Origin of the sequence: Cycloclasticus sp. P1 (assembly GCF_000299965.1) — a bacterium.
Classification (GTDB): domain Bacteria; phylum Pseudomonadota; class Gammaproteobacteria; order Methylococcales; family Cycloclasticaceae; genus Cycloclasticus; species Cycloclasticus pugetii.
Genome location: NC_018697.1, coordinates 1,641,393 through 1,666,478, shown reverse-complemented (window position 1 = coordinate 1,666,478; position 25,086 = coordinate 1,641,393). Strand labels below are relative to the sequence as shown.

Here is a 25,086-nt window from a genome sequence, read left to right as displayed (position 1 = left end):
AAGATAAATAATAGGTAGGCATAAATAGTGAATTCAGTAAAAAAAGAGTTTCAATTCGGTCATCAGACTGTATCTTTTGAAACAGGTGAGATTGCACGTCAAGCAGACGGAGCAGTACTAGTAGAAATAGACGGTACGATTGTTTTAGTAACAGCAGTAGGTAAACGTGAAGGGGGAGAAAATAATTCATTCTTTCCGCTTACCGTAAACTATCAAGAAAAAACATATGCTGCTGGTAAAATACCGGGTGGTTTTTTTAAGAGAGAAGGGCGACCAAGTGAGAAAGAAACTCTAACTTCTCGTCTTATCGACCGTCCTATTCGTCCACTGTTTCCAAAAGGATACAAAAACGAAACTCAGGTTATTGCGACTGTTATTTCACTAAACCCAGAAGTTGATCCAGATATTCCTGCCTTATTAGGTGCATCAGCTGCATTGGCTATTTCAGGTCTACCGTTTGAAGGTCCAATTGGTGCTGCACGAGTAGGTTATATAAATGGTGAATATGCATTAAACCCATCAAAAAATGCTTTGGCTGAGTCTAAATTAGATTTAGTTGTTGCAGGTACTGAAGATGCTGTTTTAATGGTTGAATCAGAAGCTGATTGTTTGCCTGAAGATATTATGTTGGGCGCCGTGACCTTTGGCCACGAACAAATGCAGGCGGCTATTCAGGCCATTAATGAGCTAGCTGAACAGGTGGGTAAGCCACGTATGGAATGGGTTGCACCCGAAAAAGATCAAACGTTACTTGAAAAAGTGGCTGATCTTGCAACAGCTGGCATTGCAGATGCGTATACGATTCTTGTTAAACTTGATCGTCAAGTTAAATTACAAGAGCTACGTACAAGTGTATTAGCCCAACTTGAAGACGAAGACCCTGAAGAAGTAAAAGAAATCTTCTCTTCTCTAGAAAAGAAACATGTTCGTGAGTTAGTACTATCGACTAAAAAACGTATTGATGGACGTGATTTGTCAACTGTTCGTCCTATCCATGTGCGTACAGGGGTTTTACCTCGTGCACACGGTTCGGCACTATTTACTCGGGGTGAAACGCAGGCATTGGTTGTTGCAACGTTAGGCACAGACCGTGATGCACAAATGATTGATGCAGTAGAAGGTGAGTACCGTGATCACTTCATGTTGCACTATAACTTCCCTCCATATTGTGTTGGTGAAACAGGCTTTGTTGGCTCACCAAAAAGACGTGAAATTGGTCATGGTCGTTTAGCAAAACGTGGTATTCAAGCGGTTCTACCAAGCCAAGAAGATTTCTCTTATGTACTACGTGTTGTAGCCGAAGTGACAGAATCAAATGGTTCAAGCTCAATGGCGAGCACATGTGGTACTAGTTTGGCGCTAATGGATGCAGGTGTGCCGATTAAATCACCTGTTGCTGGTATCGCGATGGGCCTTATCAAAGAAGGTGATGAATTTGCGGTCTTGTCTGACATTTTGGGCGATGAAGATCACTTAGGTGATATGGACTTTAAAGTCTCTGGTACAGATTCTGGTGTGACTGCACTTCAAATGGATATCAAAATCCAAGGGATTACGCATGAAATCATGTCTAATGCGTTGGAGCAAGCAAAGGCAGGCCGCTTGCATATCTTAGAAAAAATGAATTCTGATCTTTCACAAGCACGCGAAGAGATGTCTGATTTTGCTCCGCGCATCCTTACACTTAAGATTGACCCAGCAAAAATTCGTGATGTTATTGGTAAAGGTGGTGTCACTATTCGGGCAATTACCGAAGAAACAGGCGCATCTATTGATATTACTGATGAAGGCATCGTAAAAGTTGCTTCAGTTGATCGTGAAGCTGGCGAAAAAGCGTTAAAACGCATAGAAGATATTACTGCAGAAGTTGAAGTGGGCAAAATTTACGAAGGTAAAGTTGTTCGTTTAATGGACTTTGGTGCATTTGTATCGATCTTGCCAGGCAAAGATGGCCTTGTGCATATTTCACAAATTTCTGAAGAGCGTGTTGAGAAGGTTAGTGACAAGCTTTCTGAAGGTGATGTTGTTAATGTGAAAGTTCTTGAGGTTGATCGCCAAGGACGTGTTAGATTAAGCATGAAGGAAATAGATTAACGACTCATCAGTTCACGGTTAATAACTATGGCTAATTCTCGAATCATAAAAAAGTACCCTAATCGTCGTTTGTATGACACGGAGATTAGTAAGTATGTAACGCTTAATGATGTGCGTCAGCTTATTATTGAACGGGAACCTGTTAAAGTTGTTGATGCGAAATCAAAAGAAGATTTAACTCGAAGCGTATTATTGCAAATCATTCTTGAGCAAGAAGAGGATGGTGAGCCGATAATGAGTGCTGAAATGTTAGAGCAATTGATTCGTTTTTATGGTGATCCATTTCAACATAATTTTGCAAGTTACCTTGAAAACTCGGTGAAGTTAATCGCCGAGCAAAGAGCCAAGGTAAGGAGCAAACTGGAGCAAGCAGCTGATCCTTTTGCAATGATGACCTCATTAGCAAATAGAAATATGGAAGTTTTTAAAGAAATGCAAGAAGGGCTGTTCAAAAGTGTGATGCCTGCTAAAGCCAGCAAAAAGAAATAAGCAGTTAATAGCTAAAAGAAAAAACCTCGTTTACGAGGTTTTTTTTGGCTGTTCATTTAGTATAAAAATACCCTGTAGGGTTAATTTAAAATGAATATGGCTGCCCTTAAGTTGAATAAATAAGTAAACTGATTGTTATGGAAGGTAAGGACAAATTAACGACTTTTGATAGCGAGCATTTTCTAAAAACATTGACCCAAAAACCGGGTGTTTATCAAATGCTCGATCATCGTGGTGTGTGTATTTATGTAGGTAAAGCGAAAAACCTAAAAAAAAGGGTGTCGAGTTACTTTAATAAAACAGATAAAGACGCTAAGAAAAAACTGATGTTGTCTTATGTGCAACAGATCGAGATAGTTGTTACGCATACTGAAGGTGAGGCGCTGCTGTTAGAAAATCAACTCATCAAAAAATTGAAGCCTAGATATAATATTTGTTTAAGGGATGATAAAAGTTACCCTTATATTTATTTATCAACACATCAAGAGTTTCCCAAACTTACATTCCATCGGGGTGCTAAAAAAAAGCAAGGGCAGTATTTTGGTCCCTACCCCAGTGCAGGCGCGGTTCGCGACAGCTTACACGTCTTGCAGAAGCTTTTCCCCGTTAGGCAATGTGATGACAGTTTTTTTAAAAATAGGTCTAGACCGTGCCTACAGCATCAAATTAAACGTTGCACAGCCCCTTGCGTTGGCCTTATTAGCCAGCAAGATTATCATGATGATGTGGCTCACACGGTGTTATTTCTTGAGGGCAAAAATAGCAAACTAATCAGTGATCTAGTTAAGAAAATGGAAAGTGCAGCAAATGAGTTGAATTTCGAAAAAGCAGCTCAATTCCGTGATCAAATTGCTCAGTTAAGAAAGGTGATGGAGCGCCAATATGTTAGTGGTAATGATGGGGACCTTGACGTGGTTGCGTGTGAAATACAGCAGCATGTTGCTTGTGTTCAAGTGTTTTTCATACGAAAAGGTCAACATTTAGGCAATCGTACGTTTTATCCTAAAATTCCGCAGGGAAAAACAGAGCAAGAGGTGTTAAATGCTTTCTTGCTGCAGTTTTATTTAGATAAAAAATTACCTAAGGCGGTTATTTTGAGTCATGCCTTGCTTGAAGCAGAATTAATCCAACAAGTATTCAATGAGAAAGCAGAGAGGAAAGTAAGTCTAGTTACTAACCCCAGAGGGGAAAGGGCGCGTTGGCTGAAGATGGCGAAAAGTAACGCTATAACGGCCTTAACTCAGCGCCTAGAAAGTAGAGAAAATACAAGGGATAGACTCAGTAAATTATCAATGCTATTAGGCGTTGAGAAAGGTATTGCGCGTATGGAATGTTTTGATATTAGTCATCTGCAGGGGGATCAAACCGTTGCTTCATGTGTTGTTTTAAATGAGGAGGGCCCTTTGAAATCAGATTATCGTCGCTTCAATATCACCGGAGTTACGCCGGGTGATGACTATGCTGCACTGTCTCAGGCAGTATCACGTCGCTTCCTTCGTGCCAAAAAAAATGAACATGTAGTGCCCGATTTGCTGATAATTGATGGTGGGAAAGGCCAAGTTAATGCTGTTTTAAAAGCACTAAACGATATTGATAGCCCTGAAGTGTTTGTTATCGGCATCTCAAAAGGTAGTGATAGAAAAGTTGGGATGGAAAAAATTTATCGTGCAAAGGACGGTAAGGTGCTTATTTTTCCAGCAGATGAACCGGCCTTATTGGTTGTTCAGCAAATTAGAGACGAGGCGCACCGTTTCGCTATTAGTGGCCATCGTCAACAGCGTGGTAAAGAGAAGAAAAAGTCGACCCTAGAGCAAATTGATGGCTTAGGTCCGAAACGTAGGCGCCAATTACTTAAACAGTTTGGAGGCTTGCGTGAAATTCAATCTGCTGGGGTGGATGACCTTTGTACGGTTGAGGGGATCAGTAAATCATTAGCGCAAAGAGTGTATAACTTCTATCATGACGGACCAGCTGGATAAAGTGGTACTATATGTGGCTACATCAATACTTTTTAGTTGAATGATTCTTAATATTCCAACCATTTTGACCTTATTCCGTATTGCCTCTATACCGGTAATAATGGTGATTTTTTACTTGCCAATTGAAGAGCCTAGATTGTGGTGTGCGCTAATATTTATAGTGGCATCCATCACAGATTGGTTTGATGGGTTTTTAGCCAGAAAGTTGAATTTGCAGACCGCGTTTGGTGAGTTTCTCGACCCTGTGGCTGATAAGTTAATGGTGGTGGTTGTATTGGTGCTTATTGTGCAAGCCGATCCAGCTATTTATATCGCAATACCAGTCGCCATCATTATAGGTCGCGAAATTTCAGTGGCATCATTACGTGAGTGGATGGCAGAGGTTGGGCAACGCTCTGTTGTAAAGGTTTCATGGATTGGAAAGTATAAAACAGGGTTCCAAATGGTTTCGATTGTGTGTTTGTTATTTAACGCAGACCTTTATGGGATTCCGGTTCGGATGTTAGGAGTGGTGTTGATTTATATCTCTGTAGTGCTGACGCTTTGGTCAATGTGGCAATATATTCAGCTTGCTTTACCCCAATTTAGAAAATAGTAGGGATTCTGACTTGACAGAGTTGCTACGAAAGATAGAATACACGGCCTCAAAGCGGGAATAGCTCAGTGGTAGAGCACAACCTTGCCAAGGTTGGGGTCGCGAGTTCGAATCTCGTTTCCCGCTCCAAATTTTAAGCCGTGATACCACCACGGTTTTATCAATAAAGTCCTCTCTGGCTGAGTGGCAGAGTGGTTATGCAGCGGCCTGCAAAGCCGTGTACAGCGGTTCGATTCCGCTCTCAGCCTCCATGTCGGAATTAAAACAGAACGGTGTCTCTAAAAGGTTACTCGTATTTCAATTACAATACCAAAGCTAAGCGGTTTTTGATGATGATGTTTTGCATTAAGTTCAAACTAGCTGGAATACACTCAGCTAGTCATTGCTGAATTTTCGTGCTCTAAACAGTTAGAAGGGCTTTAAAATGTCGTATAATCAGGCATCTTTAAATTACCCTATCAATGCACGGAGAGAGAATGACTGTCAAAAAGTCCAAAATTATTTATACGTTAACGGATGAAGCGCCTTTATTAGCGACTGCTTCATTTCTTCCTATTGTTGAAGCGTTCGCAGGAGCAGCTGGCATTGACGTTGAGGTGAGTGATATCTCGTTAGCGTCTAGAGTGCTTGCTACGTTTGCTGATCAGCTACCTGATGATCAAAAGGTCCCCGATGCATTGTCTGAATTAGGACGTTTAACGCAAAATCCCGAGACGAACATTATCAAATTACCGAATATCAGTGCATCGGTTCCTCAGTTAAAAGCAATTATTAATGAATTGCAGGGAAAGGGTTTTGATATTCCAAATTATCCAGAAGATCCTCAAACTGATGAGGAAAAAGCTCTTCAACAAAAGTACGGTAAAGTGTTAGGAAGTGCGGTTAACCCGGTACTACGCGAGGGTAACTCTGATCGTCGCGCACCTAAGGCAGTTAAAGAATATGCCAAGAAAAACCCACACTCTATGGGTAAGTGGAGTCAGGCGTCTAGAACACACGTTTCTCATATGCGCTCAGGTGACTTTTATTCTAGTGAGAAAAGCTTAACGCTGGACAAAGCATGCAAGGTGAACATTGAATTTGTTGCTAAGAATGGTGAAGTCACCGTATTAAAGAAGGGTTTAGCGCTACAAGAAGGTGAAATCATAGACAGTATGTTTATGAGCAAGAAGCAATTGTGTGCGTATCTAGAAGATGAAATGAACGACGCGAAAGAAACCGGTGTGATGTTTTCATTTCATGTAAAAGCGACCATGATGAAAGTGTCTCATCCTATTGTTTTTGGACACGCGGTAAAAGTGTATTACAAAGACTTGTTTGAAAAACATGGCAAGCTGTTTGATGAATTAGGTGTTAACCCTAATGATGGTTTGAGCAGTGTTTATGAACATATTGAGAAGCTACCTGCATCGATTAAAGAAGAAATTCTTAGTGATATGCATGCCTGTTACGAAAAGCGCCCAGAGCTTGCTATGGTGGATTCCGCTAAAGGGATTTCTAACCTACATACGCCTAATGAGGTGATTGTTGATGCATCAATGCCTGCAATGATTCGCGCAGGCGGCAAAATGTGGGGCCCTGACGGTAAAATGAAAGACACGAAAGCAGTGATGCCGGAGAGTACTTTCGCTCGAATTTATCAAGAAATAATCAATTTTTGTAAAACGCATGGTGAGTTTGACCCAACCACAATGGGAACAGTCCCTAATGTTGGCCTAATGGCTCAAAAAGCTGAAGAATATGGTTCCCATGATAAAACCTTTGAGATGAAGGCGGATGGCAGCACCCGTATTGTTGATGAAGAAGGCAATGTCTTACTTGAAATGGATGTTGAAGAAGGTGATATATGGAGAATGTGCCAAGTTAAAGATGCACCTATTCAAGACTGGGTGAAATTGGCTGTGAAGCGCGCACGTTTATCAAATACGCCGGCTGTTTTTTGGTTAGATAAGTACCGTCCGCACGAAAATGAATTGATTAAAAAAGTTGAAAAATACCTTAAAGATCATGATCTAACCGGCGTAGATATTAAAATTAAGTCGCAAACAAGGGCGATGCGTTACACACTTGAGCGTATTTTACGTGGTAAAGATACAATTTCTGTGACGGGTAATATTTTGCGTGATTACTTAACCGATCTATTTCCGATTCTTGAGTTAGGGACGAGTGCAAAGATGTTGTCTATCGTGCCGCTTATGGCAGGCGGTGGTTTATTTGAAACGGGTGCAGGTGGTTCAGCGCCTAAGCATGTTAAACAATTGATAGAAGAAAATCATTTACGTTGGGATTCGCTAGGTGAGTTTTTAGCTCTGTGCGCCTCACTTGAGCATACAGCGATATCAGATGACAATGCGAAGGCAGCTGTGTTGGCAAAAACATTAGATGAAGCAACGGCTAAATTACTCGATACTGGCAAATCGCCGTCACGTAAAACGGGGGAGCTTGATAACCGTGGTAGTCACTTTTACCTTGCGTTGTATTGGGCACAGGCACTTGCTGAACAGACAGAAGATGAAGCCTTACAAGCTCATTTTCAGCCATTAGCAGCATCACTAACTGAGAATGAAGAGAAAATTGTTGGTACATTAACTACAGAGCAGTGGCATGCAGTAGACATTGGTGGTTATTACAAGCCAGATGTTGATAAAGTGCGTGAGGTTATGAGGCCTTCAGAGATATTTAATGAGGCGCTTGCTTCATTGAAATAACAACTTAAGTAGTTAATATTGAGTTGAACCTGGCGCCTAATTCAATAGGTGCCAGGTTTTTTTGTATCTGGGGTATGTTGCTTTCTAAGCTATAACGTTTGAGTGTTTTTTCTAGCAACCTCAATCAGCTCTGCATAAGATTTTCCTTGCTTAGGATACTCGGCAAGGCCCACTTTAGTGTTTAGTTTGATAGAAGAGCCGTCCATTAACGTGATCGGTTGTGCGAGTTCTATTTTGAGCTTTTCAATTAAGATCGGCGTATGTTTTTCACTGGTTTCAATAGTTAGGTTAGCGAAGTTCATTTCACCTAAATGGGCGTAAATATCTGAATCACGGGCTTTAGAGAGTAATCGCTTTGCAATGGCTTTAAGGGCGAGGTCATTTTGTTGGCCATTGATCTCGCTAACACTCGTATCAAAAGTAATAAAAAGCATAAGGGCGTTAGCATGAGTACGGGTACAAAATTCTAGTAGTTGTTCTGTTTGCTCTGAAAAAGTCGCAGCATCGGGCAAGCCAGTAATAGAGCAACGACTTTCTGGTTGATCAAGGGTCATAAGTTAAGTTCCAAATATAAATACATTAATGATGGCAGGATATTGAGAATTTACTAGATGGGAAAGAAAAAATAATGAGTGATTAACTGAGTCAAATTGACGCAAGGACTCTTCGTTAATAGATTTAGCTGTTAAAGTAAGAAGCGCTTATTTTTTTAAATATTTTAATGATTACTTTGTCGGCCAATACAACAACCTCAGCACCTGGTGAGAACCTAAAGCGTTTATTATCGTTACGAGCACTGAATATAAGCGGGCAATTGATTGCTATTTTAACAACGATTTACTATTTAGAAATGGCATTGCCAGTTAAACCGTTAGCGGCGATATTAGTAGGTCAAGTTATTTGGAGTGTATCGACTCTTTTTTTATTAAAGGATTCATCAAGAATTACAGATGAGGCATTTTTCTACCAATTGATTAGTGATGTGGTTGCGCTAACCGGTATTTTGTATTTCACAGGCGGTGCGACAAACCCCTTTGCTTGGTTTTTATTAGTCCCCCACAGTATTGCGGCAACACTGTTATCACAACGTTATGTTTGGCTAATGGCATTATTGACATCACTATCGTATAGCTTAATTGTGTTTTATTATCAGCCACTTGTTCACATTAATAACCCCGTGGAAGTGGAAGCAGGTGGGCATTTTAAAGACCATGTGATCGGTATGTGGATAGGGTTTTTATTGTCTATATTCTTACTGGCTTATTTTGTAGCAGGGATGGCACAATCATTACGTAAGAGAAACGAGCTGTTATCGACTATGAAGGAACGCATGTTTCGAGATGAGCGTTTAATTGCGCTGGGGACCTTAGCGACAGGCGCTGCTCATGAGCTTGGAACGCCATTAGGGACAATGGACGTGTTGGCACATGAGCTTGAGCTTGATTTTCAGGCAGCGGGAGATAAGGCTGCGAGCTCTAAGTTATCGATTCTTCAAGGACAAATCAAACGTTGTAAAAAGGTTCTGTCGACGATTACTGAAAGAGCAACGTCTGAAAAATATGACTCTGGGCAATTATTAGAGATTGATGAATACTTGGCTAATGTTGTTGCCCAATGGCGAATATCTAATTTAAATGTGCCTTTAATTGAAAAGGTTAAAGGAGTTGGGCACGCCCCAAAGTTGATAACCGATCTTGCATTAACGCGTGCATTAATCAATGTGTTAGACAATGCAGCAAGAGTCTCCCCAGAGTATGTGAAACTTGTATTGAGCTGGACTGATAGCAATATACATATTCGTATTGAAGATAGAGGCTGCGGAATAGATGAAGCGCAATTACTTAAATTAGGCAAACATATGATGAGTTCTAAAGACAAAGGGTTAGGTCTTGGTGTTTATATTACGCAGGCAACTCTAGAACGATTAGGAGGGAGTATTAAATGGGAAAATCACCAGCCAAAGGGTGTTTGTGTGAGTATTTGTATTCCCGTAATAGCATAGGCAAAGAGCATGGAAGACACTCATAAACGAATGCTGATTATTGATGATGACGAAGTTTACTGTTCAGTATTATGTGATGCCTTTACGCGTCGTGGTTTTGAGGTGGCATCGGCACAGACAAAAGAGCAAGCTATTCATAAGGCAGAGGTGTTTAAACCACATATGGCAGTAGTGGATTTGCGGTTAGAGCACGGTTCTGGTTTGCAACTGATTCGACGCTTGAAAGATAAAGACGCGGCCATAAGCATAGTGATGTTAACGGGCTATGCAAGTATTGCGACAGCAGTAGAAGCGGTTAAATTGGGTGCTATTCAGTATATTACTAAACCGGCAAATGCGGATGAGATTCTAGCGGCCTTTGCGCAAGAAAAGGCAGACTCTGATGTCGCACCATCTGATAAACCGCTTTCTGTTAAACGCGTTGAGTGGGAGCATATGCAGAAAATTTTATTGGACTGTGATGGGAATATTTCGGAAGCAGCAAGGCGACTTAATATGCATCGGCGAACCTTGCAGCGTAAATTAGCAAAGCGGCCAGTTAGGCATTAGCGTGCTGTAGCTTAAATTTTGTAATAAGAGGGAGTTTGGTGAGTTCTTCATGCGCAATAATGCAGAATTGGGCCAAGGTATACTTCTACTCTCCGGTAAATTAGCATTTAAAGGAAGTTCTTACTAAGCATATTTAGCATAACGAGGCTTCCTGGTTTAAAAATAATGAATAAACTTTATTCTCCCTTCTTGATTGATCGCACACAATGATGGACAATCCCCACCCTGATTGAAAGCAACGAACAATGGTGACTCATGTTGGTCCCCTCGCAATGTGAAGTCGTGAACTCCGCCAGGCCCGGAAGGGAGCAACGGTAGCGATGGAGTCATGTGCCGGGGTGCGGCTGGCATGGGTTACCACCCATTTTTTAGAGGCTTCTTTAGTTTTAGCTTAAAGGGCTAAAAATTCGCACAATCCCATTGCCTTTGTTACCCTATAAAAACTTATGAGTTATAAAGTCTTTGCAAGAAAATGGCGCCCGTTAAATTTTGCTCAAGTGGTTGGGCAAGAGCATATCGTGCGTGCCTTGGTCAATGGCTTAGAAAATGACCGCTTGCATCATGCCTATCTCTTCACAGGAACACGCGGAGTAGGGAAAACAACAATTGCCCGCGTATTAGCTAAAGCATTAAATTGCCCTAATCTTACTAATGCAGAGCCTTGTGGCGAGTGTGAAACTTGCCTAGAAGTCGATCAAGGTTGTTACCCCGATTTAATTGAAGTTGATGCGGCGTCTAGAACCGGTGTCGATGACACGCGAGACCTGTTAGAAAACGTTCAATATATGCCGAGTCGCGGTAAATATAAAGTTTACCTGATCGATGAAGTGCATATGTTTTCCAAAAGTAGTTTTAACGCGCTGCTTAAAACATTAGAAGAGCCGCCTGCTCATGTTAAGTTTCTTTTAGCAACGACAGATCCACAAAAAATGCCAGTGACCGTTTTATCTCGTTGCTTGCAGTTTAACCTGAAGCGCTTATCGCCAGATCAAATTGAAGGTCAATTTAAGCTAATTCTTGAAAGCGAAGGCATTGCATATCAACAACAAGCAACTGAGTTATTGGCACGTGCAGCTGACGGAAGTATGCGTGATGGTCTTAGTTTATTAGATCAGGCGATTGTTCACGGCAACGGTGAGCTGAATGAAGCTGATGTAATTGATATGCTGGGTAGCGTTGCACGCGAACCGGTATTAGATTTACTAAAGGCATTATTAACTCAGCAAGGATCAGAAGTGCTAGCTAGCATTCAAACACTGGATGAATTTGCCCCAGACTATGCAGAAGTGTTGCAGTCGTTATTGATTCACCTGCATCAAATAGCAGTCTGTCAAATAGTTGGAACTGACGCAGAAGATAAAGCGTTGGCCATGTTGGCCCAGCAGTTAAGCAAAGAAGATGTGCAGCTGTATTATCAAATAGCACTGATGGGCCAAAAAGACTTGCCGTTGGCACCTACGCCAAAAGTTGGGTTTGAAATGGTGTTATTGAGGATGCTAGCCTTTGCACCGGTTGATATTGCTAATGGGGGTGATAAACCCATCGCACAAGCTAGCCTTAAGCCAAAGCCACCAGTGGCGGCTCAAAAATTAACAGAAGTAGCAGCGGTGCCAAAAAAGGTCACAGTAGAGGACAGCAAAGAGACGGGCAAAGCTAAAAAAGCCCCTAAACTGATTATTCCTGAAAAAAAAACACCTGAAAATATAGCGCCAGTAACAAAGCGTCCGGTAGAACCGGTTTCTGTCGCTAAAAAAGCAGCCCCCACGGCTCTTATACAACCTGTTGAAACAGTAAAACCAGCTGCTAATGTAGATCTGCCTTGGCATGAGTTGGTGCCAACATTAGGCTTGGATCCCATGACACTTCAGTTAGCGAATAATGCAACATTGGTGAAACTGGACGAGCACGTCTGTGAGTTGATGTTAATGGGCGGGCATGTTTCTCTAAATAAAAAATCAGAGCTAAACTTAGAACAGGCATTGTCTGATTATTATGGGCGCAAGTTGCAGCTTCAGCTCACCGAAGGGGCTAAAGACATTGTTACACCGAATAGTATTGCTAATGATAAAGTGGCTGAAAGGCAACGTCAGGCAGAGCAAGAAGTAAGAAACAACCCCGCAGTAAAGAAAATAATGGAGTTGTTTGACGCTACTATTATAGAGGGCTCAATTAAGCCAATAGATTAACCACGGTATAGTACGGAGAAAGAAATGAAGAACCAATTAGGCGACTTAATGCAACAAGCGCAAAAAATGCAAGAAAAGATGCAAGAGGCGCAACAAAAGCTGGCAGAACTTGAAGTGACGGGCGAGTCCGGAGCAGGTCTTGTTAAGGTCGTACTGACAGGAAAACACGAAGCCAAAAGGTTATCGATAGACCCAAGTTTGATCGCTGATAATGACCAAGAAATGCTCGAAGATCTAATTGTCTCAGCAATTAATGATGCGGTGCGTAAAGTTGAAAGTGAAAATAAAGAGAGTATGGCGGGGATGACCGCAGGCATTCCACTACCTCCTGGCTTCAAATTACCTTTTTAAATGCAATCTGAACCCATTCTTCAAGACCTTATTCAGGCATTGCGCTGTTTACCGGGTGTCGGTCAAAAGTCGGCCCAACGAATGGCGTTTCATCTACTAGAACGTGACCGTCAGGGCGCCTTTAAATTGGCGCAAAGCCTTGCAGAAGCGGTGGATAAAATTGGACACTGTTCGGTTTGTCAAACGTTGTCGTCTGCTGATATTTGCGGATTATGTTCAGATGATCGCCGTGATCAACAGTTATTATGTATTGTGGAAACACCTGCTGATGTGATGGCGATAGACGGTGCAACCTCTTTTAAAGGGGTGTATTTTGTGTTGAACGGCCGCTTGTCTCCGCTCGATGGCTTGGGACCAGCGGACATCGGTTTGGATAAATTGGTTGATAGACTGAAAATGGGCGTCATTAAAGAAATTATTTTGGCGACTAATCCAACGGTTGAAGGTGAAGCAACAGCGCATTATATTAGTGAGATGGCAAAAAAATACTCCGTTAGGGCTACGCGTATAGCGCACGGTGTGCCTTTTGGCGGCGAGTTGGAATATATTGATAGTGGTACGTTGTCTCACGCGTTTAGTGGACGTAGTGAAGTTTAAAGGAGCAATAAATGACGGATTGTTTATTCTGTAAGATGGTGAATGGTGAAATAACACCGGATGTTGTGTATGAAACCGAGTCTGTTTTAGCGTTTAGAGATATTAATCCGCGAGCACCAACGCATATATTAGTTATTCCTAAAAAGCATATCCCGACATTGGCAGATATGGGCGAGGAGGACACTTTGTTAATGGGTGAAATTATGCAGGCGGCTAAAAAAGTGGCTGAGATGGAGGGGTTGTCGGAGTCAGGTTATCGAACCGTGTTTAACTGTAAACAAGATGCTGGCCAAGAGGTCTACCATATTCACCTGCATGTGCTAGGTGGAAGAGCAATGCAGTGGCCTCCAGGCTAGTAAGCAAGTTTATCGCGTAATTTTAAATATCGTAAATAGCGTTTTTTTGAAACATCACCTGTTTCAACGGCATCTTTAACGGCACATTTGGGCTCTTTTAGGTGCAGACAGTTTGAGTACTTACAATGCTCTGCTAAGTGCTTGATTTCTCGATAGCCATAAGCCAAATTTTGTTCGGTAATGTGCGCTAAACCAAAAATATTAACACCCGGGCTATCAATAATGTCACCACCCTCAGGTAGTTTGTACAAAGTGGATGAGGTGGTTGTGTGTTTGCCCAAGCCTGATGCCGTGGAAAGAGCTTTTGTTTGAAGGTCTAGGTCAGGTAGTAATGAATTAGTGATGGTTGATTTGCCCACGCCAGACTGTCCAACTAAGATACTGGTTTCATTTTTCAGCCGTTTTCTTAGTTTGTCTAGCCCGCTTTTTTCTACAGCGCTAACCTCGATAACTTCATAGCTAAGGTTTCGATAAAGTAGGATCAACTCATCAGTGCTTTTCCTCGAGCCCTCATCAAGCAGGTCAACTTTATTCAATACAATAAGTGGTTTTATTTCTTGGAACTCACAAACAATCAAGTATTGATCGAGTAGCAGCGGATCTATTGTAGGTTTAACGGCAATAATAATAACAATTTGGTCAAGATTAGCAGCGACAGGCCGTGTTTGGCCATTTTTTGCAGGTCTAGACAGTAGCGAACGACGTTCTAATACATTTTCAACGCGCCCCGCATCATCTTCAGTTTTTATCCATTCTACATAGTCGCCAACAGCAGGCTGTTGTAGCTGTGTGCGTTTTTTACACCGAGCCGTTCGACCTTGCTCGTCCTCTACAATTAACGCCTTTCCTAAGTGAGCAATAATGCGACCTTTAAGAAGCTTTTGTTGCTCCTTTTTAGTGTGTTGCGCGCGTTTGTTAGTCTTCACAGAATACGGGTTTTAGGTGAATGATAAGCTGTTTGCGAAACAATTCGTTGAATGCTTGTTAGCATTTTTACAAAGTAAGGCTTAACAGGCAAAAACAGCGTGCAGCGGGCGTTTACGTTCATAGGCAGCGTTAATAAGCTTTATGGGCTAATTCTTTTAAGTGATTAATTCTCACGCCAGCAGGCGGGTGGCTATGGTGGAAGCTTGAATAAAGTGGATCTGGCGTTAGTGTGCTGGCATTTTCTCGATAGAGCTTCACAAGGGCCTGAATTAGGTGCTCTGGGTTAGCCATTGTGCTTGCAAAGGCATCTGCTTCAAACTCAAACTTACGCTGAAGATGACTGCTAAATGGTTGTAAAAAAGTAGTGAAAACCGGCATCACTAAGATGAAAAGTAGTAGCGCGACAGCGTTGTTATTTTGCAAGACACCCAAACCTTCAAAGAACCAATTTTGTTGTTTTAACACGCCCAAGATAGCAAACCCTATCAGGGTAATGAGCGTTGATGTGAGCATCTGCTTGAGAATATGTTTGCATTTAAAATGACCGAGCTCATGAGCAAGTACGGCCTCTATTTCATCGGGGCTTAGGGCGTCAATTAAGGTATCAAAAAAAACGATACGCTTATTGTTTCCAATGCCTGTAAAGTAAGCGTTACCGTGCCCTGAACGTTTTGACCCGTCCATGATGTAAATGCCTTTGCTATTAAAACCGCACCGTTCAAAAAGTTGTGTGATTTTTGATTTTAATTCGCCTTCTTCAAGCGGGGTGAACTTATTAAACAAGGGGGCGATAACTGTAGGAACTAACCAAGTCATAAAAAATGTAAAACTGATGGTTAGTATCCAAGCATACAGCCACCAATATGTACCCATTTTATCCATGACCCATAACAGCGCGTACAGCAGCGGAATGCCGATCACAAACATTAGGCTCAGTTGTAAAAACTGATCTTTGATAAACTGCGTTACCGTTGTACGATTGAAACCAAAGTACTGTTCGACCTTGAAGGTTTGATAGACGCTCAAAGGTAGACCAATAAGATGGGAGAGAACAAAAACAAAAAGAACTAAGCTCACCCCAGCCCAAATATCGCTATAGAGGTAAGTCTGGCTTGTTTCAAGAATGACATTAATCAAGCCGCCTAAGGTTAGAATGATTAAAATGCCAGCACTTAGCAGGGTTTGTAAGTTGTCTATTTTTGTTTTAGCAATGGTGTAATCAGCCGCTTTTTGGTGGGCGGTTAAATCAATTTTGTCACTGAAATCACTGGGTACGCTATTCCGGTGGTGCATGATGTGCATTATTTGGCGTTTATTCAACCACAGTGTTAGTAGTGTTGAGGCGACTAAGAAAAATAAAAAAATATAGCTAAACTCATTCATAATTTTACTAGCATGCTGGGTGTTATTAATATTTGTAATTTATATAAGGTAATAAAATGTCTCAAGATAAACAGAATTTAATATGGATAGACCTTGAAATGACGGGTTTAGAACCTGCCAGCGATTCTATCATTGAAATAGCAACGATTGTCACCGATAAGGAACTGAATGTGCTTGCACAAGGGCCGGTGTTAGCAGTACGTCAAACAAAACAAACGATGGATGCAATGGATGATTGGAATCAGCAACATCATGGCCAGTCTGGCTTGATTGAGCGCGTTTTAAAAAGTTCATTATCAGAACGCGATGCTGAACAGCAAACCATTGAGTTTTTGGAGAAATGGGTCCCACAAGGTGCTTCACCTATGTGTGGAAACAGTATTTGCCAAGACCGGCGTTTTATGGCGAACTATATGCCAACGCTAGAGGCATTTTTTCATTACAGAAATTTGGACGTGAGCACGTTAAAAGAATTGGCAGGCCGTTGGGCACCAGAAATAATGAAGGGCTTTAAGAAAAAAGCGACGCACCAGGCTTTAGACGATGTTATCGAGTCAATAGAAGAATTAAAGTACTACAGAGAGCATTTTATAAAAATTGGCTAAGTGACTTTGCTTAGCAATTACTTAAAGGCTTTTTCTGTTTTTGTTGTGTGATGGCCCACTGCACATGTTCTTGAATAATTGGGTTGTCGTCATGTTGTTTTTCGTTCAAGGTTTTAATGATTTTCTTATCGTGGGGCGCGTTACCTAGGGCAACGGCAATATTCCTAATCCAGCTGACATAACCAATTCTACGAATAGCAGAGCCCTCGGTGTTTTTTAAAAAAGTGTGTTCATCCCAGCGAAAGATGTCAATGAGAGACGTGGTATCTAAATGTTGGCGTGCTAGGAAGTCTTCTTCGTTCGTTAAACTGGCGAATCGATTCCATGGGCAAACTTGTTGGCAGTCATCACAACCATATATTCTATTACCCATTGGAGCGCGAAATTCTTCTGGGATCGAGCCTTTCAGTTCGATAGTCAGGTATGATATGCAGCGTCTAGCGTCAACGGTGTAAGGGGCGACGATAGCCTGTGTTGGGCAAATATCAATGCAGTCGGTACAACGGCCACAATGTTTTTCGGCGGCTGTATCAATGGGCAGTGGCAGGTCGATGTAGAGTTCGCCTAAAAAAAACCAAGAGCCGGCCTCTTTATTTAATACATTGCTGTGTTTTCCAATCCAACCTAAGCCGGCTTTTTCAGCAATTGCTTTTTCCATAACTGGTGCGCTATCAACAAACACACGGTAGCCAAAAGGGCCTATTTTTTGTTCAATGAGGGTTGCCAGTTTTTGAAGTCTTTTTCTGATGAGTTTGTGATAGTCTCGTCCTAACGAATAACGTGAAATATAGGCGCGAACGGGGTCTTTCATTAAGTCTTTAGTGCGCTCCATGTGCTCTGGTAAGTAATCCATGCGGCATGAAATAACACGTATCGTGCCTTCATGTAACTCACTGGGACGTGTACGTTTTGTACCGTGTTTGTGCATATAATCCATGTCGCCATGGAAGCCCGCCTCAAGCCAATGATTTAGCTGTTTTTCAGCGTCAGATAATTCGGTGTCAGTAATGCCGACCTGTTGAAAGCCAAGGGACTGGCCAAGTGATTTTATTTCCTTGGCTAATTGTTGTAAGTCGATGTTGTTTTCGTTCATCTGCGGTAGGATACCTTAAAATGATCAGTGAATTTATATCTCAATTTCGAATGTCCTCATATGCCCGAAAAAGTACAAAATAAAATATCGGTATTGGCACATGCTGAGCTGATGACCTTATTGCCGCCTCGTGAACAGGAATCACATAAAGGTGATTTTGGCCATGTTTTGCTAGTGGGTGGTCATCGTGGGTTTTGTGGTGCGATACGGTTGGCTGGAGAAGCAGCGCTAAGAGTTGGCAGTGGTTTAGTTAGTATTGCGACAAAAAAAGAACATGCGGCAAGCCTTACTTTGTCACGACCTGAATTAATGTGCCATGGGGTCGCTGATCAAAGAGAATTAAGGCGAATAGCGACGGCCTGTGATGTTATTGGTATCGGTCCAGGGCTTGGTCAAACACGGTGGTCAAGCAGTCTCTATGAAGCGGCCTTAGAAACGGGGCTAGCAGCAGTGGTTGATGCAGATGGGCTGAATTTATTGTCTAGGTCGCCTCGGAAAAATAACAATTGGGTATTAACGCCGCATGTCGGTGAGGCTGCGCGCCTGCTGCGCTGTTCAGCTGCGGATATTCAACTAGATCGGCAAGCAGCTGTTAAAGAGCTCCAGAATGAATATGGAGGGGTGGTTGTTTTAAAAGGTTCTGGTAGTTTAGTTTATGGCGGCGGTGATGATATTTACATGTGTAAAGCCGGTAACCCAGGCATGGCGTCAGGCGGTATGGGTGATGTCTTAACAGGGGTTATTTCAGGTTTAATGGCTCAAGGCTTAACGATTTTAGACGCCGCAAAAATGGCTGTAATGGTTCATGCGATGGCAGCCGATTGTGCGGCTCAAAAGGGTCAAAGAGGCCTGTTGGCAAGTGATTTGATGCAACCAATTCGTGAGTTAGTGAATGATTATTAAAGATGAGCAGGGCATGTTAGCAGCGGGAAAGCAGCTGGCATTGAAGTTGAAAGCGGGAATGATTGTTTTTTTAGAGGGTGATTTAGGTGCAGGAAAAACAACCTTAGTTCGAGGTGTTTTACAAGGCCTGGGGCACCAAGGAGCCGTTAAAAGCCCGACGTATAATTTAGTTGAACCCTACATCATCAACGATCAACCAGTCTTTCATTTTGATTTGTATCGAGTAAAGGATGCTGAAGAGCTCGAGTACATGGGGATACGTGATTATTTTAATAACGAATCAATTTGTTTTGTTGAATGGCCAGTTAATGGCGGAGACTTATTAACAGAACCAGATTTACTGATTAAAATAAATATTTACGGAACGGAGAGAGAACTGTTAATATCTAACTATAAAGACTCATAAAAACAGTTGGTTATGAAACTATTCTCGAATAATTTTAAACTGATAGAGCATGTGTCAATGCTGATGTTGGTTGTCTTTGCCTTATCAATAAGTACTACGGCAATCGCCGCTGCAAGTAAAAAAGTGGACTCACTGCGTTATTGGACTGCACCGGATCATACGCGTTTAGTGTTTGGTTTGTCGTCACCGGTTGTGCATAAAGTGTTTTCACTCGATAACCCCTCTCGGTTGGTGGTTGATTTAAATAACGCAAAGTTTGACGCGGTAGTGCCAGCATTTACGACCAATCACAAAGTCGTAAACCAAATACGCCAAGCGTCTCGTAATAAAAATGATTTGCGTGTTGTCATTGATTTGAAAACAGCGGTTAAGGCAAAAAGTTTTGTTTTAAAACCGAATGATAATTATGGACATCGTTTAGTGGTTGATTTATACCCTAAACAAAATGCAGTGGCTAAGCCGTCGGCAGTCGTCAAAAAGTCAGTGAGTTCTGCTCAGCATAACAAGTGGGTTGTTGCTATTGACGCGGGTCATGGTGGAGAAGACCCGGGCGCACAAGGTCATAGAGGGACGCGTGAAAAAGAAGTGGTGTTAGCGATTGCTAAAAAATTAGCGACGCTGGTGAACCAACAGCCCAATATGCAAGCTTATTTAGTTCGTTCAGGGGATTATTACATCGGTTTGCGTGAGCGAATGGAAAAGGCTCGTAAGGCTAAAGCCGATTTGTTTGTATCTATTCATGCCGATGCGTTTAAAGACCAACGTGCGAGAGGTTCGTCCGTGTATGTGTTGTCTACCCGAGGTGCTAGTAGTGAAGCGGCGAGGTGGTTAGCTAAAAGTGAAAACGCAGCCGATTTAGTGGGTGGTGTTAGCTTGGATGATAAAGACGGCATGTTGGCCTCTGTACTGCTGGATTTATCGCAAAACCATACTGAAGATGCCAGTGCAAAAGTGGCAAGTGAGGTGCTGAAAAACTTAAAAGGCGTTGGCCATGTACATAAAAAACAAGTCCAGCGAGCGGGCTTTATGGTATTGAAGTCGCCAGATATACCGTCGATTTTAGTTGAAACGGCCTTCATCTCAAATAAAGATGAAGAAGCTAAGCTACGAAGCCCAAGGCATCAAATGAAAATGGCGAATGCCATTATGAAAGGCGTTAAGACATATTTTGCTCATCAACGCTTACCGTCAGAACCAACGATTCGTATGGCTGCGGCAACTTATAAAATTCAAAGAGGTGATACTTTGTCGGGCATTGCGCAACGCCATCGGGTTTCTCTTAGTTCCTTGAAAAAAGCCAATGACATGCGCAGCAGTAAAATTAAAGTTGGTCAAGTTATTCAAATACCCAGTTAGTTTTTTTTCGATACAATGTGTCTACCTTCATATAGACGCAAAACAACAAACGTATCGAATGCCTTATGCTCATTAAGCAACTACCTCCACAGCTGATTAACCAAATTGCGGCAGGTGAGGTTATCGAGCGCCCCGCCTCTGCAGTGAAAGAATTAGTAGAAAACTCACTGGATGCCGGTGCTACTCAAATCTTGATAGAAATTGAAGAAGGTGGGTCGCGGTTAATACGTGTTACCGATAATGGCTTAGGTATTGCTAAAGTGGATCTAGAGCTCGCTTTATCGCGTCATGCAACCAGTAAAATTGGTTCCTTGCATGATTTAGAGTCAGTGCTTAGCTTTGGTTTTCGCGGCGAAGCCTTACCGAGTATGAGTTCGGTGTCACGATTAACGTTAACCTCACGACAAGAAAGTGATAATGCAGGCTGGTCTGTTAAGGCAGACGGTACAGAAAAAGAACTAGACCCTGTGCCCACCGCACACCCTTTTGGCACATGCGTAGAACTGCGTGATCTTTTTTACAATACGCCTGCACGCCGAAAATTCCTTAAAACAGAAAAGACAGAATTTGGCCATATTGAAACAGTGCTTAAGCGGATGGCGTTAAGTCGCTTTGATACAGGGTTTAACCTTAGGCATAATCAGCGTCAAATTATGGATTTAAAACCGGCCTTATCTAATGCTGAAAAGAGCGAACGAGTGGGCTTATTGTGTGGTGATGGTTTTGTCCATGAATCGCTAGAAGTGGATGTCATCAATGGAGACTTAGGTCTGCAAGGTTGGGCTGGTTTACCAACTTATTCAAGGTCGCAGGCAGATATGCAGTTTTTTTATGTCAATGGCCGTTTGATCAGAGACAAATTGATTAATCACGCGGTTCGCTTAGCCTATCAGGATGTTTTATTTCATGGGCGTCACCCGGTTTATGTCTTGTATTTGAGTATTGATCCTAGGTTAGTTGATGTCAATGCGCACCCAGCTAAATTAGAAGTGCGTTTTCGCGAAAGTAAAGCGGTTCATGACTTTGTTTATCGGCGAATAAAACAATTATTGACGGATGTTCGGCCCTCAGACCATCATTCGGTTAAAACACTAACGCCGACTACGTCAAATACTGTGCCCAGTTACAGCGATATGCAGCAGCGTCAAATGCCAATGTCAGTTTCTGAATCGCCTGTTCATTACGCTAAAGGAACATCATACACCGCTCCAAAAATGTCAATGGCGGCTCCAGCAGTTGATAATCGTGTTCAGCAAGCAGAGGGTGCGCCTCCGCTAGGGTATGCCATTGCACACTTGCACAATACTTATATTCTTGCAGAGTCGGAACAAGGCTTGGTATTGGTAGATACTCATGCGGCCCATGAGCGGATTGTGTACGAAAAGATGAAAAAACAATATGACGCGGGTGAGATACCATCGCAACCGTTGTTGATTCCACAGAAGATACATTTATCGGATGAAGAGGTGGTGGCTTTTGAGCAATACCAAGACATGCTTGAAGGCTTAGCGTTAGACTTAAGTTTGTCAGGCCCAAATACGCTTTTGGTTCGAGCTATACCTGTTTTGCTGGCACAAGATGATGCTGAGGTGTTGGTTAGGAAACTAATTCAAGATTTGGCACAAACAGGGGAAACAAAAAGTATTCAAGAGGCGTGTTATACCGTTTTGGGTAATATGGCCTGCCATGGTTCCATTAGAGCCAATCGACGCCTAACAGAAATGGAAATGAATGCCTTGTTGAGAGACATTGAGCAGACCGAGAATAGCGGTCAATGCAATCATGGGCGACCAACATGGGTGCTACTTAATGTTCAACAATTAGACTCATTGTTTTTAAGAGGTCAATAAACGTATGTCAATTTTACCTCGTGTGGTCATGTTGATGGGGCCAACTGCCTCTGGTAAAACAGCCTTGGGGGTTGAAATAGCAAAGGCCTTAGATGGTGAAGTGATCAGTGTTGATTCGGCGTTAGTTTACCGAGGGATGGATATTGGCACAGCAAAGCCAGATTTAGCTGAAAGGCAAGGTGTTAAACATCATTTAATTGATATTTTAGACCCTTCTGAAAGTTTTTCGGCAGGGCAATTTCGAGAGCAGGCACTCGGGCTGATTAATGAGGTAGCGAGTAGAGGGAAAATGCCGATTTTAGTTGGTGGTACCATGCTGTACTTTCATGTTTTATTAAATGGTATGGCTAAGTTGCCCGATGCTAATGCAGCGATTCGTCAAGAGATTGATCAGCAAGCAGCGAGTGAAGGTTGGGAGGCGGTTCATGATCATTTAAAAAAAGTTGACCCGGAGGCGGCTAAGCGAATTCACCCGAATGACACGCAAAGAATACAACGTGCGCTTGAAGTGTTTTTGGTGTCGGGTAAAAGTCAAAGCGATTGGTTGTTAGAACAGGCAAAACAACCGCTACCGTTTGAAGTATTTAAATTTGCTATCATGCCAAGCAATCGTATAGAGCTACATAACAAGATCGCCTTAAGAATGGATAAGATGATTGAAAACGGGTTTCTTGATGAGGTTCGTTGCTTGTTTGAACGAGGTGATTTAACGGCATCATTGCCGGCTATTAGAGCAGTTGGATATCGACAGGCATGGTCACACTTATTGGGCGAATATGACGAAGTGACTTTTCGTGAAAAAGCGATTATAGCCACACGACAATTGGCAAAAAGGCAGTTTACCTGGTTGCGACAACAGACTAAAACAACCCTTTTGGACATAGCCGCTCCAAGGTTGTTAGAGCAGGTGTTGAGCGAGGTTAACAAAAAAACAACGCGGTAGGCTTGAAATATTGTGATGACGTCATCATCTATAAGCAATAGACAATATTAATAAACAAAATTGAGATGTTTTGAGGTACAATTTGTTGCACTGCAAGATAGAATGGATTCGATCGTTTTGGAGTCATTAAGTTAATATTCAAAATAATAAGGAGAAACAAGATGTCTAAGGGGCATAACTTACAGGATACTTTTCTAAATACATTAAGAAAGGAACATATTCCTGTGGCGATTTTTTTAGTTAATGGGATTAAATTGCAAGGGCAAATTGAGTCATTTGATCAATACGTCGTCATTTTAAAAAATGCGATTAATCAAATGGTTTATAAGCATGCTATTTCCACAGTTGTGCCTGCTAGAGCGGTTACGATGCCTCGTGCTGGTGAGGAGGCTTAGTTTATTTATTCGGTTGATTTAATGATTAGCGCTGGGCCTAATTAATGGAGTTGTTTGATCGCCCCGGTACGGGTGAAAGGGCGCTTATTGTTCATTTATCGATTAATGAAAGTTTTTCAGAAGATGATCTAAGCGAGTTTGAGCAATTGGTTATATCGGCCAATGTTGAGCCGCTGGCAACGGTGACTGGCTCACGACGTTCGCCAGACGCTAGATTTTTTGTGGGGAAGGGTAAGTTAGACGAGGTGAAGCATCAGTTGCATGAAACTTGCGCTGATATTGTGTTGTTTAACCATACCCTAAGTCCAAGTCAGCAACGCAATTTAGAAAAAGAATTAGAAGTTCGGGTATTAGATCGGACGAACTTAATTCTAGATATTTTTGCCCAACGAGCACAATCTTTTGAAGGTAAGCTGCAAGTCGAGCTGGCGCAATTACAGCACTTATCGACGCGTTTAATTAGAGGCTGGACTCACCTAGAAAGACAAAAGGGTGGGATAGGCTTGCGTGGGCCGGGCGAAACACAGTTAGAAACAGACCGCCGACTAATAGGCCAACGTATCCGTCAAATTAAAACACGGTTAACAAAAGTTAATAAGCAGCGCGATCAAGGGCGGCGAAGTCGGCAACGCGCTGATGTGCCCACGGTGTCTTTAGTGGGGTATACAAATGCCGGAAAATCAACGCTTTTTAATGTACTGACAAACTCTGCTATTTATGCAGCGGATCAGCTTTTCGCCACATTAGATCCAACATTACGTCAAGTGAAATTGCCTGATTACGGTGAGCTTGTATTAGCTGATACAGTTGGTTTTATTCAAAACTTACCGCATGAATTAGTCGCAGCTTTTCGTTCTACCCTGCAAGAAACGATTGAGGCTGACCTGCTATTACATGTAGTTGATGCAAGTAGTCCTAATAGGCAAGAACAAATCCACGAAGTAAATTCTGTCCTGAAAGAAATTGGAGCAGACAACATCCCACAGGTGATGGTTTACAATAAAATTGATTGCTTACCAGCCGTCGATGCGCATGTAGATAAAGACGAAACAGACAGTGTCAACGCGGTCTGGTTATCAGCAATGGACGGTGATGGAATAAACCTATTGTTAGAGACACTATCGACGCTTTGTCATGATGAAAACACACGAATGAGTGTCGTTTTAAAGCCCGAGCAGGCTAAACTACGAGCGAAGTTATTCCAAGTTGCACAAATTCTTAAAGAAGAAAACCGGGATGATGGTTGCTGGGTTATAGAGCTCAATATATCCAATAAATATAAACATTTGCTGACGACCATCTAGCAGGGCATCATTGAA

23 protein-coding genes, 2 tRNA genes and 1 other RNA gene are annotated in these 25,086 nt (G+C 42.1%); 22 read left to right on the top strand and 4 right to left on the bottom strand.

What is annotated here, in order from left to right; all coding sequences use genetic code 11:
- Positions 1-27: 27 nt before the first annotated feature.
- From pnp to Q91_RS07950, 7 genes are all read left to right on the top strand, one after another.
- Positions 28-2,094 (top strand): polyribonucleotide nucleotidyltransferase, encoded by a 2,067-nt coding sequence (gene pnp / locus Q91_RS07980; protein ID WP_015006379.1) that lies wholly within the window; start codon positions 28-30, stop codon positions 2,092-2,094.
- A 27-nt stretch (positions 2,095-2,121) separates the two neighbouring features.
- The gene (gene phaR, locus Q91_RS07975) at positions 2,122-2,583 is read left to right on the top strand and encodes a polyhydroxyalkanoate synthesis repressor PhaR (protein WP_015006378.1); all 462 of its coding nucleotides are present in this window, start codon (positions 2,122-2,124) and stop codon (positions 2,581-2,583) included.
- Between the two features lie 137 nt (positions 2,584-2,720).
- Positions 2,721-4,562 (top strand): excinuclease ABC subunit UvrC, encoded by a 1,842-nt coding sequence (gene uvrC / locus Q91_RS07970; protein ID WP_015006377.1) that lies wholly within the window; start codon positions 2,721-2,723, stop codon positions 4,560-4,562.
- Positions 4,563-4,602: 40 nt separating this feature from the next.
- Positions 4,603-5,157 carry a CDP-diacylglycerol--glycerol-3-phosphate 3-phosphatidyltransferase gene (pgsA, locus tag Q91_RS07965; protein WP_015006376.1) on the top strand — a complete coding sequence of 185 codons (555 nt, stop codon included), beginning with the start codon at positions 4,603-4,605 and terminating at the stop codon, positions 5,155-5,157.
- Positions 5,158-5,211: 54 nt separating this feature from the next.
- A tRNA-Gly gene (locus Q91_RS07960) sits at positions 5,212-5,286 on the top strand.
- 48 nt (positions 5,287-5,334) lie between these two features.
- Positions 5,335-5,408 (top strand) — tRNA-Cys (locus Q91_RS07955).
- A gap of 225 nt (positions 5,409-5,633) precedes the next feature.
- Positions 5,634-7,865 (top strand): NADP-dependent isocitrate dehydrogenase, encoded by a 2,232-nt coding sequence (locus Q91_RS07950; RefSeq protein ID WP_015006375.1) that lies wholly within the window; start codon positions 5,634-5,636, stop codon positions 7,863-7,865.
- 89 nt (positions 7,866-7,954) lie between these two features.
- Here Q91_RS07950 and Q91_RS07945 read toward each other — a convergent pair whose 3' ends face one another.
- A complete protein-coding gene (locus Q91_RS07945) occupies positions 7,955-8,419 on the bottom strand; it encodes a diguanylate cyclase domain-containing protein (RefSeq protein ID WP_015006374.1) in 465 nt (154 codons plus the stop codon).
- A 167-nt stretch (positions 8,420-8,586) separates the two neighbouring features.
- Between Q91_RS07945 and Q91_RS07940 the strand changes: the two genes are divergently transcribed.
- From Q91_RS07940 to Q91_RS07915, 7 genes are all read left to right on the top strand, one after another.
- Positions 8,587-9,867 carry a GerAB/ArcD/ProY family transporter gene (locus tag Q91_RS07940; RefSeq protein ID WP_015006373.1) on the top strand — a complete coding sequence of 427 codons (1,281 nt, stop codon included), beginning with the start codon at positions 8,587-8,589 and terminating at the stop codon, positions 9,865-9,867.
- Positions 9,868-9,876: 9 nt separating this feature from the next.
- Positions 9,877-10,416 (top strand): response regulator transcription factor, encoded by a 540-nt coding sequence (locus Q91_RS07935; RefSeq protein WP_015006372.1) that lies wholly within the window; start codon positions 9,877-9,879, stop codon positions 10,414-10,416.
- Between the two features lie 256 nt (positions 10,417-10,672).
- Positions 10,673-10,769, top strand: an RNA gene (gene ffs, locus Q91_RS11500) — signal recognition particle sRNA small type.
- A gap of 93 nt (positions 10,770-10,862) precedes the next feature.
- Positions 10,863-12,602 (top strand): DNA polymerase III subunit gamma/tau, encoded by a 1,740-nt coding sequence (gene dnaX, locus Q91_RS07930; RefSeq protein ID WP_015006371.1) that lies wholly within the window; start codon positions 10,863-10,865, stop codon positions 12,600-12,602.
- Between the two features lie 24 nt (positions 12,603-12,626).
- Positions 12,627-12,953, top strand: coding sequence for a YbaB/EbfC family nucleoid-associated protein (locus tag Q91_RS07925; RefSeq protein ID WP_015006370.1), 327 nt, complete (start codon positions 12,627-12,629; stop codon positions 12,951-12,953).
- Positions 12,954-13,550 carry a recombination mediator RecR gene (gene recR, locus Q91_RS07920; RefSeq protein WP_015006369.1) on the top strand — a complete coding sequence of 199 codons (597 nt, stop codon included), beginning with the start codon at positions 12,954-12,956 and terminating at the stop codon, positions 13,548-13,550. It begins immediately after the preceding gene.
- 11 nt (positions 13,551-13,561) lie between these two features.
- Positions 13,562-13,906 (top strand): histidine triad nucleotide-binding protein, encoded by a 345-nt coding sequence (locus Q91_RS07915; RefSeq protein WP_015006368.1) that lies wholly within the window; start codon positions 13,562-13,564, stop codon positions 13,904-13,906.
- Here the strand turns inward: Q91_RS07915 and rsgA are convergent.
- Together rsgA and Q91_RS07905 are read right to left on the bottom strand one after the other, a co-directional pair.
- A complete protein-coding gene (gene rsgA, locus Q91_RS07910) occupies positions 13,903-14,832 on the bottom strand; it encodes a ribosome small subunit-dependent GTPase A (RefSeq protein ID WP_015006367.1) in 930 nt (309 codons plus the stop codon). The two genes, Q91_RS07915 and rsgA, sit on opposite strands and share 4 nt — an antisense overlap.
- Positions 14,833-14,962: 130 nt before the next feature.
- Positions 14,963-16,216, bottom strand: a complete 1,254-nt coding sequence (locus Q91_RS07905) for a M48 family metallopeptidase (protein WP_015006366.1) — start codon at positions 16,214-16,216, stop codon at positions 14,963-14,965.
- Between the two features lie 56 nt (positions 16,217-16,272).
- Between Q91_RS07905 and orn the strand changes: the two genes are divergently transcribed.
- A complete protein-coding gene (gene orn / locus Q91_RS07900) occupies positions 16,273-16,821 on the top strand; it encodes an oligoribonuclease (protein WP_015006365.1) in 549 nt (182 codons plus the stop codon).
- Between the two features lie 10 nt (positions 16,822-16,831).
- On the opposite strand, the gene queG is transcribed toward orn, so the two are convergent.
- Entirely contained in the window at positions 16,832-17,914 is a 1,083-nt protein-coding gene (gene queG, locus Q91_RS07895; RefSeq protein WP_015006364.1) for a tRNA epoxyqueuosine(34) reductase QueG, read from the bottom strand.
- Positions 17,915-17,974: 60 nt separating this feature from the next.
- On the opposite strand from queG, the gene Q91_RS07890 reads away from it, so the two are divergent.
- The 7 genes from Q91_RS07890 (at position 17,975) to hflX (ending at position 25,071) form a co-directional block, all read left to right on the top strand.
- Entirely contained in the window at positions 17,975-18,817 is an 843-nt protein-coding gene (locus Q91_RS07890) for an NAD(P)H-hydrate dehydratase (protein ID WP_015006363.1), read from the top strand.
- Complete coding sequence (tsaE, locus tag Q91_RS07885; RefSeq protein ID WP_015006362.1) at positions 18,807-19,223, top strand: tRNA (adenosine(37)-N6)-threonylcarbamoyltransferase complex ATPase subunit type 1 TsaE; 417 nt, start codon at positions 18,807-18,809, stop codon at positions 19,221-19,223. Before Q91_RS07890 ends, tsaE begins: the two co-directional genes overlap by 11 nt.
- A gap of 12 nt (positions 19,224-19,235) precedes the next feature.
- Positions 19,236-20,579: an N-acetylmuramoyl-L-alanine amidase gene (locus Q91_RS07880; protein WP_148271139.1), complete on the top strand. Its 1,344-nt coding sequence runs from the start codon at positions 19,236-19,238 to the stop codon at positions 20,577-20,579.
- A gap of 65 nt (positions 20,580-20,644) precedes the next feature.
- On the top strand, positions 20,645-22,429 hold the full coding sequence (mutL, locus tag Q91_RS07875; protein ID WP_015006360.1) for a DNA mismatch repair endonuclease MutL: 1,785 nt from the start codon (positions 20,645-20,647) through the stop codon (positions 22,427-22,429).
- Between the two features lie 4 nt (positions 22,430-22,433).
- Positions 22,434-23,372, top strand: coding sequence for a tRNA (adenosine(37)-N6)-dimethylallyltransferase MiaA (gene miaA, locus Q91_RS07870; RefSeq protein ID WP_015006359.1), 939 nt, complete (start codon positions 22,434-22,436; stop codon positions 23,370-23,372).
- Positions 23,373-23,533: 161 nt separating this feature from the next.
- Complete coding sequence (gene hfq, locus Q91_RS07865; protein WP_015006358.1) at positions 23,534-23,767, top strand: RNA chaperone Hfq; 234 nt, start codon at positions 23,534-23,536, stop codon at positions 23,765-23,767.
- Positions 23,768-23,811: 44 nt separating this feature from the next.
- Positions 23,812-25,071: a ribosome rescue GTPase HflX gene (gene hflX, locus Q91_RS07860; protein ID WP_015006357.1), complete on the top strand. Its 1,260-nt coding sequence runs from the start codon at positions 23,812-23,814 to the stop codon at positions 25,069-25,071.
- Positions 25,072-25,086 lie beyond the last annotated feature (15 nt).